General features: G+C 73.0%; 11 protein-coding genes and 1 pseudogene. 10 read left to right on the top strand and 2 right to left on the bottom strand.

Going from position 1 to position 13,597, the window contains the following annotated elements:
- Positions 1-63 precede the first annotated feature (63 nt).
- The 9 genes from EV376_RS20710 (at position 64) to EV376_RS20750 (ending at position 9,885) form a co-directional block, all read left to right on the top strand.
- Positions 64-1,029, top strand: a complete 966-nt coding sequence (locus EV376_RS20710; protein ID WP_130325685.1) for an ABC transporter substrate-binding protein — start codon at positions 64-66, stop codon at positions 1,027-1,029.
- Positions 1,026-1,862 carry an ABC transporter permease gene (locus tag EV376_RS20715; RefSeq protein ID WP_486482727.1) on the top strand — a complete coding sequence of 279 codons (837 nt, stop codon included), beginning with the start codon at positions 1,026-1,028 and terminating at the stop codon, positions 1,860-1,862. The genes EV376_RS20710 and EV376_RS20715 overlap by 4 nt, the downstream gene beginning before the upstream one ends.
- Positions 1,859-2,650: an ABC transporter permease gene (locus EV376_RS20720; protein ID WP_130325687.1), complete on the top strand. Its 792-nt coding sequence runs from the start codon at positions 1,859-1,861 to the stop codon at positions 2,648-2,650. Before EV376_RS20715 ends, EV376_RS20720 begins: the two co-directional genes overlap by 4 nt.
- Positions 2,647-3,471: an ABC transporter ATP-binding protein gene (locus EV376_RS20725; protein WP_130325689.1), complete on the top strand. Its 825-nt coding sequence runs from the start codon at positions 2,647-2,649 to the stop codon at positions 3,469-3,471. Before EV376_RS20720 ends, EV376_RS20725 begins: the two co-directional genes overlap by 4 nt.
- Positions 3,468-5,066, top strand: a complete 1,599-nt coding sequence (locus EV376_RS20730; RefSeq protein WP_130325691.1) for a thiamine pyrophosphate-dependent enzyme — start codon at positions 3,468-3,470, stop codon at positions 5,064-5,066. The genes EV376_RS20725 and EV376_RS20730 overlap by 4 nt, the downstream gene beginning before the upstream one ends.
- A gap of 33 nt (positions 5,067-5,099) precedes the next feature.
- Entirely contained in the window at positions 5,100-6,560 is a 1,461-nt protein-coding gene (locus EV376_RS20735) for a benzaldehyde dehydrogenase (RefSeq protein WP_130325693.1), read from the top strand.
- Positions 6,561-6,583: 23 nt separating this feature from the next.
- Positions 6,584-7,408, top strand: coding sequence for an IclR family transcriptional regulator (locus tag EV376_RS20740; RefSeq protein ID WP_130325695.1), 825 nt, complete (start codon positions 6,584-6,586; stop codon positions 7,406-7,408).
- Positions 7,405-8,601: an MFS transporter gene (locus tag EV376_RS20745; RefSeq protein WP_130325697.1), complete on the top strand. Its 1,197-nt coding sequence runs from the start codon at positions 7,405-7,407 to the stop codon at positions 8,599-8,601. Before EV376_RS20740 ends, EV376_RS20745 begins: the two co-directional genes overlap by 4 nt.
- Positions 8,602-8,712: 111 nt before the next feature.
- Complete coding sequence (locus EV376_RS20750) at positions 8,713-9,885, top strand: 4-hydroxybenzoate 3-monooxygenase (protein WP_130325699.1); 1,173 nt, start codon at positions 8,713-8,715, stop codon at positions 9,883-9,885.
- Positions 9,886-9,939: 54 nt separating this feature from the next.
- On the opposite strand, the gene EV376_RS20755 is transcribed toward EV376_RS20750, so the two are convergent.
- A complete protein-coding gene (locus tag EV376_RS20755) occupies positions 9,940-11,325 on the bottom strand; it encodes a plasmid pRiA4b ORF-3 family protein (RefSeq protein ID WP_486482728.1) in 1,386 nt (461 codons plus the stop codon).
- Between the two features lie 445 nt (positions 11,326-11,770).
- Between EV376_RS20755 and EV376_RS20760 the strand changes: the two are divergent.
- Positions 11,771-12,748, top strand: a pseudogene (locus tag EV376_RS20760) (hypothetical protein); the annotation flags it as partial.
- A 294-nt stretch (positions 12,749-13,042) separates the two neighbouring features.
- Here EV376_RS20760 and EV376_RS30975 read toward each other — a convergent pair.
- Complete coding sequence (locus EV376_RS30975; protein WP_486482729.1) at positions 13,043-13,528, bottom strand: endonuclease domain-containing protein; 486 nt, start codon at positions 13,526-13,528, stop codon at positions 13,043-13,045.
- Between the last annotated feature and the right edge of the window lie 69 nt (positions 13,529-13,597).

Raw genomic sequence — 13,597 nt, forward strand, 5'->3', positions numbered from 1 at the left:
TCTCCGCCAGCACGACCCACCACCCCCGGTCCCTCGGGACCGCCGGATCCGGGAGTACCTTCCATGCGCCGTTCCCTCATCAGCGCCATAGCCGCCGCAGCACTGCTCGTGACCGCCGCCGGCTGCGGTTCCTCCGACTCCGCCGGCTCTTCCGGACAGGGCGGAGGCGTCACCAAGGTCAAGGTCGGGGCGATTCCGATCGTCGACGTCGCCCCCCTGCACCTCGGCAAGGAGAAGGGCTTCTTCGCCGAACAGAACATCGAGGTCGAGGTGGTCAACACCACGGGCGGCGCCGCGGCGGTGCCCGGCGTGGTCAGCGGCGAGTTCGACTTCGCCTTCGGCAACATCGTCTCGCTGATCGTCGCCCAGTCCCAGAACCTGCCGCTGAAGGCGATCGCCGAGGGCAACGCCTCCACCGGCCAGCAGGGCAAGGACTTCAGCGGGATCGTGGTGCCGGAGGACAGCCCGATCAAGACCGCGGCCGACCTCGCGGGCAAGACCGTCGCCGTCAACAACCTCAAGAACGTCGGCGACACCACTGTCCGCGCGTCGATTCGTAAGGCCGGCGGCGACCCCTCCGGCGTCAAGTTCGTCGAGCTGGCCTTCCCCGACATGCCGGCCGCCGTCGACGCCAAGCGGGTCGACGCCGCGTGGGTGGTGGAGCCGTTCCTGACGGTGTCGCAGGACCAGGGCGCCCGGGTGATCGCCTCCAACATGGTGGACGCCGCGCCGAACATGACGGTGGCCGCGTACTTCACCACCGAGAAGACCATCAAGGAGAAGGCCGACCTGGTCAAGCGCTTCACCGCCGCGATCGAGAAGTCCCTGCAGTACGCGCAGGAGCACCCGGACGAGGTGCGCAAGGTGCTACTGACGTACACGAAGATCGAGCCGGCGGTGGCGGAGAAGATGACCCTCCCGGCCTGGACCGGCCAGATCAACCGGGAGTCGGTCCAGGCGCTGGCGGACATGATGCTCGCCGACGGACTGATCGAGAAGAAGGCCGACGTCGCGGAGCTGCTCCCGTGACGTCCACGACCACGCTCGCCGCGCCGGCCCGGAAGTCCCGGGCCGGCGCGGCCGGTCGGCTGCGCGGGGGCAACGCCCTGCTCGGCGTCGCCGGGTTCGGCACCTTCCTCGCCGTGCTGGAGCTGGTGCCGCGCATCGGCCTGGTCTCACCGAACTACCTACCGCCGGTCAGCCGGATCAGCGTCGCGCTGGCGGAGCTGGTCGGCGACCCCGCGTTCTGGACCGCGCTCGGTGACACCGTCCGGGGCTGGGCCCTCGGACTGGCCATCGCGGTCGGGCTCGGCGTGGTCGTCGGTTTCGTCGTCGGCACGGTCCCCGTCCTGCGGGAGTTCACCGCCTCGACGATCGAGTTCCTCCGCCCCATCCCGTCGGTGGCCCTCATCCCGCTGGCCGTGCTGGTCTTCGGCACCGACCTGCGCTCGGTGCTGCTGCTGGTGGTCTACGCGGCGTTCTGGCAGATCCTCGTCCAGGTGCTCTACGGCGTGCAGGACGTCGACCCGGTCGCACACGACACCGCCCGCACCTTCGGACTGAACCGGTGGGCCCGGATGCGGCACGTCACCTGGCCCACCGCGCTGCCGTACGTGCTCACCGGGGTCCGTCTCGCCGCGGCCGTCGCGCTGATCCTCGCCATCACCGCCGAACTCGTCATCGGCGCCCCCGGGCTCGGCAACGAGATCGGCGCCGCCCAGTCCGGCGGCGCCGTCGCCCGGATGTACGCGCTGGTGATCGTCACCGGGCTGCTCGGCGTGGCGGTCAACGTCCTCGCCCGGCGGCTGGAGCGGTGGCTGCTGTCCTGGCACCCGTCGCTGCGCCGGGAGGTGACGGCATGAGTCTCCTCCGCCGGATCACCCGCTCGACCGTCGCGGCGTTCGCCCTGCCGGCCGTGCTGCTCGCCCTCTGGTGGGTGCTCACCGTCGACAGCGAGAGCTACTACCTGCCACCGCTGTCGCAGATCCTCGGCAGCTTCGGCGAGGTGTGGCTCGACGGCCGGCTGACCGCCGACGTGCTGCCCAGCCTGCTGCGCCTGCTCGGCGGCTTCCTGCTCGCGGTGCTGCTCGGCGTGGGCATGGGCGTGCTGATCGGTTCCTTCGCGCGGTTACGGGCGTTCTGCGAACCGGTCCTGGAGTTCCTCCGGGCCATCCCGCCGCCGGTGCTCGTCCCGGTGCTGATGCTCTTCGCCGGCATCGGTGACACGATGAAGGTGCTGGTGATCGTCTCCGGCTGTCTCTGGCCGATCCTGCTCAACACCGTCGAGGGCGTTCGGGCGGTCGACGAGGTGCTCGTCGACACCTGCCGCAGCTACGGCGTGCGCGGGCGAGCCCGCTTGTGGCACCTGGTGATCCGGTCGGCCAGCCCGCAGATCGTCACCGGCCTGCGTCAGGGGCTCTCGGTCGGGATCATCCTGATGGTGATCAGCGAGATGTTCGCCGCCAGCAACGGGCTGGGCTTCACCATCATCCAGTTCCAGCGGACGTTCGCGGTCACCGAGATGTGGACCGGCATCCTGCTGCTGGGTGTGCTCGGGTTCCTGCTCGCGCTGCTGATGCGGCTGTTCGAGCGGCGGGTCCTCAACTGGTATTTCGGACTGCGCCAGGCGCAGCGAGGTGGGAATCGATGACTGTCATAACGCAGAGTCAGCCCCGGACCGACACCGAGGTGCTGCTCGACGTCCGCGGCGTGCGCAAGGTGTACGAGGGGCACGGCCGGTCCGTGGAGGCCGTCCGCGACCTCACCTTCGCCGTCCGCAAGGGCGAACTCGTCTGCGTGGTCGGGCCGTCCGGCGCCGGCAAGACCACGCTGCTCAAGTGCATCGCCGGGCTGCTCGCCCCGACCTCCGGCGAGGTCGTGCTCGAGGGCGCCGCCGTCAGCGGCCCGCCACCCGGCATGGCCGTGGTCTTCCAGGAGTACGGCCGCAGCCTCTTCCCCTGGATGACCGTACGGCGCAACGTCGAGCTGCCGCTCAAGCAGAAGAAGCTGCCCAAGGCGCGCCGGGAGGAGCTGATCCACCAGGCGCTGGAGGCCGTCGGCCTCGCCGACGTGCAGTCGGCGTACCCGTGGCAGCTGTCCGGCGGTATGCAGCAGCGGGTCGCCATCGCCCGGGCCATCGCGTACGAGCCGCACATCCTGCTGATGGACGAGCCGTTCGCGGCGGTCGACGCGCAGACCCGGGCGGATCTGGAGGACCTGGTCCGCGCGCTGTGGCACCAGCTGGGGGTGACCACCCTGTTCGTCACGCACGACATCGACGAGGCGGTCTACCTCGGCCAGCGGGTGCTGGTGCTCTCCTCCTCGCCCACGGTGGTGCTGGACGACGTCACCGTCGACCTGCCCGACGAACGGGACCAGCTCACCACCCGCTCGTCCAGCCGCTTCGCCGAGCTGCGCGGCCACGTGTTCGAGCAGGTCCAGCGCGCCAAGAAGCAGAAGGGCCCGGCGTGACGACCGTCCGCGAGGCCACGCTGGAGGTGCTGCGCCGGTGCGGCATGCACCGGATCTTCGCGAACCCCGGCTCCACCGAGGTCGCCTTCCTCACCGACCTCCCCGACGACCTGGAGTTCGTCCTCGCCCTGCACGAGGGGTCCGTGGTCGGGATGGCCACCGGGTACGCAATCGCCACCGGGCGGCCCGCGTTCGTCAACCTGCACACCACGGCCGGGCTCGGCAACGCCGTCGGCGCGCTCGCCACCGCGCGGGTCAACCGGGCGCCGCTGGTGGTCGTGGTCGGCCAGCAGGACCGGCGTCACCTGGCGCTGGAGCCGTTCCTGGCCGGGCAGCTCGACGGCCTCGCCGGTCCGTACCCGGTCTGGGTGAACCAGCCGGTGCTGCCCCAGGACGTCCCGGCGGCGATCCGGCGGGCGTGGCACGAGGCCGTCCAGCACCAGGGACCGGCCATGGTGATTGTCCCGATGGACGACTGGTCGGCGCAGGTCGATCCGGCGCTCGGGCTGGCCGCACCGACCGCGGTGCTGCGCGCCGGCTCGGCGCCCGGCCCGGCCGCCGAGGAGGTGGCCCGGCTGCTGGACGGCGCGGCCAACCCGGTGGTCGTCGTGGGTGCGGGCGCCGATGACCGCCGCTGCTGGGACGCGCTGGTCTCATTGGTCGAGCGGATCGGCGCGCCGGTCTGGCAGGAGGCGTTCGGTGCCCGGGCCGGTTTCCCGCAGGACCACCCGCGCTTCGCCGGGCACCTGCCCGCCGGCCGGTCCCGGCTGCGCACGGTGCTCGACGGGCACGACGTCGTGCTCGTGGTGGGCACCGGCGCCTTCCGGCAGTACCCCTACGAGCCGGGCCCGCTGGTGCCCGACGGGGTCACCGTGGCGGTGGTCTCCGCCGACCCCGACGAGCTGCACCACAGTCGGGCCGATTTCGCCGTGCTCGCCGACCCGGCGGCGCTCTGCGCCGCGGTGGCCGAGCGGGTGTCGGCGCGCCCCGCCACCGCGCCCGAGCGGCGCGGTGAGCCGGTCGAACCGCCGGCGCCCGGGGAGCCGATCCGGGCGGTGCACGTCTTCACCGCCCTCGCCGAGCGACTGCCCCGGGACGTGGTGGTGGTCGAGGAGACCCCGTCCACCCGGCCCGACCTGCACCGGCTGCTGCCGGCCCGGGAGCCGCGCGGCTTCGTCAGCGCGGCCATGGGTGGGCTGGGCTTCGGGCTGCCGGCGGCGGCGGGCCTGCGGATGGGCGACCCGAGCCGGCCCGTCGTCGCCGTGCTGGGCGACGGCTCCTCGCTCTACGGCATCCAGGGGCTGTGGAGCACCGCCCGGTACGGCTGCGGCGTGCTCTTCGTGATCCTCTCCAACGGCCGGTACGCGATCATGGACCGGCTCGCGGACAAGGTGGGTGGCAAGGCGCCCTGGCCTGCGTTCGAGGACGTCGATGTCCACGGCCTCGCCCGCGCGCTCGGCTGTCCCGCCCGTCGGGTCACCAGCTACCCGGAACTCCTCGCCGTCCTCGACGAGGTCGTACCCTCGCTCGCCGACCGGGCCGAGCCACTGCTGCTCGACGTACCGGTCGTCACCGAACAGCACTTCAAACCCTGATCCCTCGTACCCGCCCCAGCTCAGGAGGACACAGTGGCTCTTCTCGACGCCGCGACATGGCACGGCAAGATCTACAGCGACGGCTGGGTGGAGGCGGCGGGCGGTAAGGCACCCGTCCGCGCCCCCGCCACCGGCGAGGAGCTCGGCGTGGTCGGCGTGGCCAACGCTGACGACGTCGCCCGGGCCGGCACCCGGGCCGCCGAGGCGCAACGCGCCTGGGCCGCCACCACCTACCTCGAGCGCGCCGCCGTGCTGCGCCGCGCCGGGCAGCTGTGGGAGCAGCACGCCGCCGAGGTGGGTGAGTGGCTGGTCCGGGAGGCGGGCTCGATCCCGCCCAAGGCCGGCGTGGAGACGGACACGGCGGCGCAGGAGTGCTACGAGGCCGCCGGCCTCGCCTCGCACCCGCTCGGTGAGCTCATCCCGAGCGCGCAGCCGCGCCTCAGCCTGGCCCGCCGGCTGCCGGCCGGCGTGGTCGGCGTCATCGCGCCGTTCAACTTCCCCCTCATCCTGTCGATCCGCTCGGTCGCGCCGGCACTGGCCCTGGGCAACGCCGTGGTGCTCAAGCCCGACCCCCGTACGGCGGTCTCCGGCGGGCTGACCATCGCCCGCATCTTCGAGGAGGCGGGGCTGCCGGAGGGGCTGCTGCACGTGCTGCCCGGCGGCGTGGACGCCGGCGAGGCGCTGGTCGCCGATCCGAACGTCCAGGTCATCAGCTTCACCGGCTCGACCGCGGCCGGCCGGAAGGTCGGCGAGGCGGCCGCCCGGCACCTCAAGCGGGCGCATCTGGAGCTGGGCGGCAACTCTGCCCTGATCGTCCTGGACGACGCCGACCTGGACCTCGCCGCCTCCGCCGGCGCCTGGGGCTCCTTCCTGCACCAGGGCCAGATCTGCATGACGACCGGGCGCCACCTGGTGCACGAAAGCCTGGCCGAGCGGTACGTCGAGAAGCTGGCCGAGAAGGCGGATCACCTGCCGGTCGGGGACCCGGCCAAGGAGCAGGTGGCGTTGGGGCCGATCATCGACGAGGGCCAGCGCGACAAGATCCACTCGCTGGTCACCGCCAGCGTGGACGCCGGGGCCCGGCTGGCCGCCGGCGGCACGTACGAGGGGCTGTTCTACCGGCCGACCGTGCTCGCCGACGTCACCACCAGCACCCCGGCGTACGCGCAGGAGGTCTTCGGTCCGGTCGCCCCGGTGATCGCCTTCGCCGACCTCGACGAGGCGGTGGCGCTCGCCCGGGACACCGAGTACGGCCTCTCCCTCGGCATCCTCACCCGAGACGTGATGAAGGCGGTGGCCCTCGCCGAGCGCATCCCCAGCGGCAAGGTGCACATCAACGACCAGACGGTCAGCGACGAGGCCGTCGCCCCGTTCGGCGGCGTGGGCGCCTCCGGCACCGGCTCCCGCTTCGGCGGCGCCGCGGCGAACATCGAGGCGTTCACCGAGACGCAGTGGCTGACCATGCAGGGCAGCATCACCCGGTACCCGTTCTGATCGACGCGGAAGAGGAGGCGAGTGTGGCTGGCGGCACCCGTGGCCGGCGTACCTCGGTGACGTCGCGGGTGCTCGCCATCCTCGCCGCGTTCGACGTCGACCACCCGGCGCTGACCCTGAGCGACATCGCCCGCCGGGCGGAGCTGCCGCTGGCCACCGCGCATCGGCTGGTCGGCGAGCTGGTCACCTGGGGTGCCCTGTCCCGGGGCGCGGACGGCGTCTACACCGTGGGCGTACGGCTCTGGGAGGTGGGCCTGCTCTCGCCGCTGCACACCCGGCTACGCGAGGTGGCCCTGCCGTTCCTGCAGGACCTGCACGCGTCGGTGCGGGAGAACGTGCACCTGGCCGTCCGGGACGGGGACGAGGCGCTCTACGTCGAGAAGGTCACCGGGCACCGGTCTGTGCCGATCATCTCGCGGGTCGGCGGGCGGCTGCCGTTGCACGCCACCGGCGTCGGCAAGGCGCTGGTCGCCTTCCAGCGCCCCCGGTACGTCGCCGCCTTCCTGCGCCGACCGCTGGCCCGCTGCACGCCGTACACCGTCACCGAGCCGGGGCGGCTGGGCCGCGAGCTCGCCGCGGTGCGGCAGCGGGGCTGGGCCGCGACCAGCGAGGAGATGACCCTGGGGTCGTGCTCCGTGGCCGTGCCCGTCCTCGCCACCGAGGGCACCGCGGTCGCCTCGATCGGCGTCGTCGTGCACAGCCTCGGCGCGAACCTGGAGCGGCTGGTGCCCGCGCTGCGCCAGGCGGCCGGTCAGGTGGCCGCCCGGCTCGTGGCCACCAGCGGCGACCCGTATCCGAGCCTGCGGCACGGCGTGACGCGACCGGCCGAGGACCGGGTGAGCGCGTGACCGCGGCGGACCAACGCGCCCGGTCGCGGATGCCCGGCCTCCCGGGCCCGCGGGCCGGCGCGCTCACCCTGCTCGGCGTCGTGCTGCTGGCGCTCAACCTGCGCGCGGCGATCGCCGGGCTCGCCCCACTGCTGCCCGACGTTCGCGCCGACCTCGGCCTGACCAGCGGCGCGGCGGGGCTGCTCACCGCCCTGCCGGTGCTCTGTTTCGGGCTGTTGTCCCCGTTCGCGGCGCTGCTCGGACGGCGGATCGGCATCGAGTCGGTCCTGCTGTTGGCGATGGTCGGCATCGTCGCCGGCAGCCTGGTCCGCACCGTGCCGGGCTTCTGGTGGCTGGTCGCCGGCACGGTGCTGATCGGTGCCAGCATCACCGCCGGCAACGTGCTGGTGCCCAGCGCCGTCAAACGGGACTTCCCGGACCGGCAGGGCCCGGTGACCGCACTGACCACGGCGGCCCTGACCGGCGGCGCCGCGATCGCCGCCGCGGTCACCGCCCCGCTGGCCCACGCCGGGCTCGGCTGGCGCGGCGCCCTGCTCCTGCTGGGCGGGCTCGCCGCCGTCGCCGCGGTCGTCTGGCTCCCCCAGCTGCGACGCCGGCACACCGCACCCGTCGTCCGGCTGGGCGGAACCGCCGTGCTGCGCTCGCCGGTCACCTGGCAGCTCGCCGTGTTCATGGGGATGCAGTCGCTGACCTACTTTGCGGTGCTGGCCTGGCTGCCGACTCTGCTGCGGGACGGGGGCGTGTCCGCGCCGGGCGCCGGCTGGGCGCTCGCGCTGTTCAACCTGCTGGGGATCGCGACCGCGGTGGCCCTCCCCGCCCTGGCGGCCCGGCGACGCGACCAGCGTGGCCTCGGCCTGCTGGTCTGCGGGACCTGGGCGCTGGGCCTGCTCGGACTGCTCGTCGCGCCCACGCTGTACCTGCTGTGGGCCACGGTGGCCGGCCTGGCGCAGGGCGCGGGGATCGGGCTCGCCCTCGCGCTGCTGGTCATCCGGGCCGGTACGCCGGAGTCGGCCCGGGACCTCTCCGGCACCGTACAGTCGGTCGGCTACCTGCTGGGCGCCACCGGACCGGTGATCGTCGGCGTGCTCCGCGACGGCTCGAACGGGTGGACCCTGCCACTGCTCACCCTCTGCGTCGCGGTCGTGGCGATGGCGGCGGCCGCTCTCGGCGCGGGGCGGGACCGGCAGGTCTGACCGGCTTCCGCTGGGCGGAAGGCGGGGGCGGCGCCGGAGGAGGTAATCCGGCAGGCTTCGAGACGAACGGCCGCACGGTCCCAGAGTGCGGCAGAAGGCGAGGAGGCAGGAATGCGTACCCAGGTCGGCATCGTCGGTGCGGGACCGGCGGGACTCATGCTCTCGCACCTGCTGCACCTGCACGGCATCGAGTCCGTGGTGATCGAGTGCCGCAGCCGGGAGTACGTGGAGCAGCGGGTCCGCGCCGGGGTCCTGGAACAGGGCTCGGTCGATCTGCTGCGCCGCACCGGGCTCGCCGAACGGCTCGACCGGGAGGGGATGCGGCACGAGGGCATCGAGCTGCGCTTCGACGGCGAGGCGCACCGGGTGCCGTTGACCGAGCTGACCGGGCGGGCGATCACCATCTACGGGCAGCAGGAGGTGGTCAAGGACCTGATCGCCGCCCGACTCGCCGCCGACGGCGAGATCATCTTCGAGGCCGACGGCGTACGCCTCGACGGCCTCGACTCCGACTCGCCGGTGATCCGGTTCCGCCGGGACGGGCGGGAGGAGGAGCTGCACTGCGACTTCGTGGCCGGGTGCGACGGCTTCCACGGGGTGAGCCGGGCGGCGGTGCCCGACGGGGTGCTGACCACCTACGAGCGCACGTACCCGTTCGCCTGGCTGGGCATCCTGGCCGCCGCGCCGCCCGCGGTCGACGAGCTGATCTACGCCTACCACGAGCGTGGCTTCGCGCTTTACAGCCTGCGGTCGCCCGAGATCTCCCGGCTCTATCTGCAGGTCGCCCCGGATGAGGACATCGCCGCGTGGCCCGACGAGCGGATCTGGGCCGAGCTGCGGGCCCGGCTGGAGACGGTGCCCGGTTGGTCGCTCAACGAGGGGCCGATCCTGGAGAAGGGCATCACCCCGATGCGCAGCTTCGTGGTCGAGCCGATGCAGTGGCAGCGGTTGTACCTGGCCGGAGACGCGGTCCACATCGTCCCGCCCACCGGTGCGAAGGGCATGAACCTGGCGCTCGCCGACGTGGCGCTGCTCGGCGAGGCGTTCGCCGCCTGGTACGGCGAGAGCCGGACCGACCTGCTGGAGAACTACTCGCGGACCGCCCTGCGCCGGGTCTGGCGGGCCCAGCACTTCTCCTGGTGGATGACCTCGATGCTGCACCGGCTGGACAACCAGGACGCGTACGAGGCCAAGCTGCAGTCCTCGACGCTGCGTTACGTGTCGACCTCTCCGGCGTACGCGACCAGCCTGGCAGAGAACTACGTCGGCCTGCCCGAGGTGTGACGCGGCGGGCTCGCGACACGAGCGGCCCGAGCTGACGGTCGGGTCGCTCGTGCACTACCGCCGCTGCTGCAGGGCCGCGGTCACCGCCTTCGCGTCGAAGAGGGCCGGGTCGAAGTCGTCCGGCTTGGCCAGGCCCAGCCAGTCCAGCCGATCCTGGTGCTCTGGTTGAGCGGGGTCGCCGAGGATCTCCACCAGCTCGGCGTACCCCCACACGCCGCCGCAGTCCTCCGGCGGCGCGGCCCGCCGGCCGCCGACACAGCGCGGGTACGCGACGGCGGCGTCCCGGTCGAGAACCTTCTCCACGACGATGTCGTGCTCCCAGTTGTCCCCGAAGTCGTACGTGTAGCGCAGCTTGTCGCCGGCACCGGGCGCGACCTGCTCCAGGGTGACCCGGGACCCGGCCCGGTGGCCGAGGTCGGCGTCGGGGTGGCCGAAGCTGCCGTACGGCGTCTCGAAGACGTGCAGGTGGCTGTCCTGCCAGCCGAAGGCGACCTGGATCAGCTCGTGCAGCCGGGCGAGGCTGACGTCGGCGGGCACCTCGAGTCGCCGCCAGATCGGCGGGCGGGCACCCCGCAGGCCCACCTTGAGCTGGTAGATCGGCGCCGGACCGGCGGACTTCTTGCGCTTCGGTGGCAGCTTCGCGGGTCGGCGCTGGGCCGGCACGGCACCTCGGCCGCTCGGATGAAGGATTTCGAGCAACTCCGAGATAGCGGCGACGTCCAGTTCGGCGTCGTGGAGAGAGCCTCGCCGGCGACGTCGGGGCTCGGGAAGTGACCGGATCCAGCCGCGCAGCAGCACGGCCAGCGCCTGGTAGCCGGGACCGTCCTCATCCAAGAGGTCGTCGACGGCCTCCGGGTCGCCCTCGTCGTGATCGGCGCGGGCGTCCAGAGCATCCTCGACGGCCCGACGGAAGTCCGCCGGTCGCAGGCTCTTCTCCGTGACGTCGACGCCACCGGCGCTCAGGTCGGACAGCAGCGCCGCGCGTGCCTCGCCCCACCGGTCCGCCTCGATCAGCAGGATCAAGCCAGCGGCACCGCAGTCACAGCCGTCCATGGTGACGGCGACGACATGCGACCGGCCGGCCCGCTGGAACCTGCCGACCAGCATGAACGTCGCCCCGGACGGATCGGCGAAGCGGATGCACTCCTCGGCCACCACGGGTGCGTCGAGTTCGGCGAGCCAGGGCGGCGCGGTCACGCCGGCCGCGGCGAGTCGGGCTGCTGCCTCCGCCGCCGCCCGGCTGACCTCACCCTCGGTGACCGAGGCGATCGCCGCCAGCATCGCACGCGCCTCCGGGCTGGCCTTCGCCTCGAAGGTCGGCACGAAAAGGTCCACGACCACCTGGTCGAAGCCGTCGCCGACGGCGTTACCCATCGCCAGCAGCATCGAGGCGGCCATCTCCACCTCGAGCGGATCCTGCATGTCGTCGACGTCGACCACCTGCGAAAGCAGGTCTTCGATCTGTCCTGGCGGCAGGGGCTCGCCGGAACAGGCCGGGCAGTCACACTCCTCTGGCGCGCGGACCACAGCGAGCGGTACTCCGCTGCGTACCGATCGCTTCTTCCCGCTGCGGCGGCGATTGCGACTCACTGGACTCACCGGGACAGTCTGCCGTACGCCACCGGTCGGACCGCAACCGGCGACACGCCGGGGACCGGTTCTGGCCGCCGAGACTCATCCGACGCCCCCGTCCGGTCAACTGCCCGACGGTACGCCGGTGCTGTCGGGGAACCGGCGCGCCGTGCGGATGCCCGGCGATCGGCCGCCGGATTGTTAACGTGAGCGGCATCGCCGTTGCCGGGCTTCCCCTCGCCCCGGTGCCGGCCCACGGCCCCGGCCGGCAGGCCAGGGAACGTGAGGACGATGCAGTTACCTGGAGGGGGACATGGCCGACGGGCAACCGGAGGAGGCGAGCCGGCCCAACCGGCAGCCCCGCCTTGCCCGGGCTCGCGGTGCCGCCCGCCGGGCGTCGGCCGGCACCATCGGGAGACTCCGGCGCCTGAAGGCGCGGCTCGTCGCGGTGCCCGGACGTGCGAGGGCCCGGTCGGCGGCAGTGTTCCGGCGTACGAGGGCTCGGCTGGCTTCAGCGCTCCGGCGCCTGCGCGGGTGGTCGATGGCGCGGGCGCGGCGGCACTGGCCCCGGCTGGTCGCGGTGTCCCGTCGGGTCTGGCGGTGGGTGCTCTCCGTCGCTCGCAAGGTGGACGCGGCCGCAAAGGAGGGCCCGGCGCCACCCCCGCCCGAGGAGCCGATCGAGCGGCGGGACCTGCCCGGCCCGATCACCGTCTTCGCCCGCGGGCACGTCTTCACGTTCGCCGTACACGCCGCGTTCACTTGGTGCGCGCAGGGCCTGCGGCCGGACCAACTCGCGTGGTACGCGCACTACTTCACGCCCCGGGCGACCCAGCGGCTGACCCACATCGCGGCCGGCCTGGCCCGTACCGTCCCGCCGCACCGCGCCGACGACCTGGAGGAGCGGCTTCAACGGGCGCTCAGCAGCCAGGAGCCGTGGCCCTTCGAGCGCGGCGGGCACACGGTCACCTGCCGGGTCGAAGCATGGGTACGCCTCGACGAGCGGGTCCGCCGGACCCTCCAGCCGTACTGGGAACGCATGATCGCGCTGGACTGCCGGCACGAGGAGATGCTGCGCCGGGCCCGGTACGCCGAACAGCTCAACCAGCGCTGGTCGGAGGTCCTGACCGACCTGGGCGACGGCGACGTGCCGGAGGCGCTGCGCGAGGAGCTGGGGCGGCTCCGCGAGCAGACCATGGCCGAGCAGCGCGTTGCCGCGCAGTGGACCGGCGAGCTGCTCCGCCAACGCCGCCACAAACCCGACCTGTTCGAGCCGTCCACCGACGCCGACGCGGCGCCAGAGCAGCGAACATCCTCCTCCCGCCCTGCCGGGGGACCCGAGCAGCAGGAAGCACCTGAGCCGCCGTCGACTCCGCCGTCAACTCCGGCGGCGCAGCCGGCCGAGACGCACCCGGCGGAGCGCCGGCCCGCCGGATCGGGACCGGCAGGCCAAACGGCCCAGTCGAACAGCACCGGCTGACGCCGTGCCCGGTCTGGGCCAGGCTGAGGCTGGACGCCGATGAGCTCCGTCAAGAGGTCCTCGTGGTACGCGTCAAGCCGATGCAGGTGCCATAGCCGCCTCGGAACCTCATCCGGTGCGGCGGCGGCTCAGGATGGCCAGGGTCTCGCGGCGTACCTGGTCGGGCTCGTGGACCAGGCGGCGGTGAGAGAAGCGGACGGTCAGGATGCCAACCGTGGCGAGCAGCGCGTCGCGCCGCAGGTCGATCTCCCGCTGCCGTGGGTCGCCGTGCGCGGTTGCCCCGTCGAGTTCGATGTCGACCCGCTCGCGTTCGGCGTACAGGTCGAGGTACATCGTGCGCGCACCCACCCGTACCCGTGCCTGCCGCCGGAACTCCGGCATCCCGGGGCCGGTGAACACGTGGTCGTGCCCCCAGATCTCCAGCGGGCTGCGACAGCCGTCGGCGAGGCGATCGAGCAGCGTCCGCAGGCCGGTACGACCAGGCAGCCTCGGCCGGGATGTGAGCGCCTCGCCGAGGCGTCCCGGCGTCGTGAGCCGCTCCTTGACGGCCGGATCACCGGCCCGTGCCGCTCGACAGCAGGCAGCAGCGGCCACGACTCCACCAACGCCGCCTCCACCCGGGTCACCCGCAGGCCACGTCGGGGGACGGCGTAGGGACGCCAG

This window comes from Micromonospora sp. CNZ295 (genome assembly GCF_004217535.1).

Coding starts and splice junctions, on each gene's coding strand:
- EV376_RS20710 (WP_130325685.1), top strand. CDS start 64: ATGCGCCGTTCCCTCATCAGCGCCATAGCCGCCGCAGCACTGCTCGTG.
- EV376_RS20720 (WP_130325687.1), top strand. CDS start 1,859: ATGAGTCTCCTCCGCCGGATCACCCGCTCGACCGTCGCGGCGTTCGCC.
- EV376_RS20725 (WP_130325689.1), top strand. CDS start 2,647: ATGACTGTCATAACGCAGAGTCAGCCCCGGACCGACACCGAGGTGCTG.
- EV376_RS20750 (WP_130325699.1), top strand. CDS start 8,713: ATGCGTACCCAGGTCGGCATCGTCGGTGCGGGACCGGCGGGACTCATG.